Below are 856 nucleotides of genomic sequence, written 5' to 3'. Positions count from 1 at the left end.
AGCTTGTAGGAAACGCCTTTGCCGTGTTTCATATCCTGACAGATGCCGTTAGGCGCGGTAAAGACTGCATGGCCGATCCGGCTACGCCCGAAATCGTAAAAATCGATTCTCTTCGCAGAAGCCAATTGTTTTCTATCGTTGCCGTCATTGATATTTAATGACTTGCCGTTTACCAAAAACAGGGTTGGCAACAAGGGGGTGCCATGATAGGCTTCCAAATTATATGCTTCGCCCAACAGCTTGCCTTGGCGATACACCGTCAAGACAGGCTTTTTCAAACCATTTTCCGGATTACCGGTTTTCTTAAAAGAAATCTTCTGAACCACATTGCCAAATTCATAATAAGGTCGCGACTGCACACCTGTTTTCGTATCCTGCAGAGCACTCCAGCTACCGTCCGTCGTTTGGGCGTATGCAGTCACAGCAGCAAACAGAATACCCAATAGTAAAACTTTAGAATGTTTCATTCATAAACTCCTTCTCAAGTAAACAAAAAAACGGATGTGTGCCTTTACTGCTTATTTTTGTTTCTTTATTAAAATTTTAGAACTATTGTACTAACTTAGCAAGGGATTAAAGAACAGGCCGTCTGAACATTCAGACGGCCTTGATTAACATCAATTCTTAAGAAGCTAAAACGCGGGGGAACAAAATCTCATTTTCCAAGTGGATGTGGTCTTTCAAATCGTCCACCATCTCTTTGGCCAATGCGTACAAACGGGTCCAGCTGCCGCAAGCGCCTTCGGGAAGCTCAAAATTATTGGTCAATTCTTCCAAACGCGCGATGGCCTGATCGTGGTCTTCGTGTTCATGCATCATCACGCTGATGGGCATGGCCGCGCCGCGACCCACACCC

At 45.2% G+C, this 856-nt stretch carries 1 protein-coding gene and 1 pseudogene; both read right to left on the bottom strand.

The window, feature by feature from the left end:
- Nucleotides 1–467, bottom strand: a pseudogene (locus ACTHS3_RS15915) (hypothetical protein); the annotation flags it as partial.
- Between the two features lie 157 nt (nucleotides 468–624).
- Nucleotides 625–856: hemerythrin domain-containing protein (locus ACTHS3_RS15910; protein WP_440368493.1), on the bottom strand; the 232-nt coding region annotated here is incomplete at its 5' end.

The sequence above is a fragment of the Neisseria sp. P0009.S007 genome (assembly GCF_051962515.1).
Note: the sequence above shows the minus strand (reverse complement) of the source record. Positions and strands in the feature narration are given on the sequence as shown.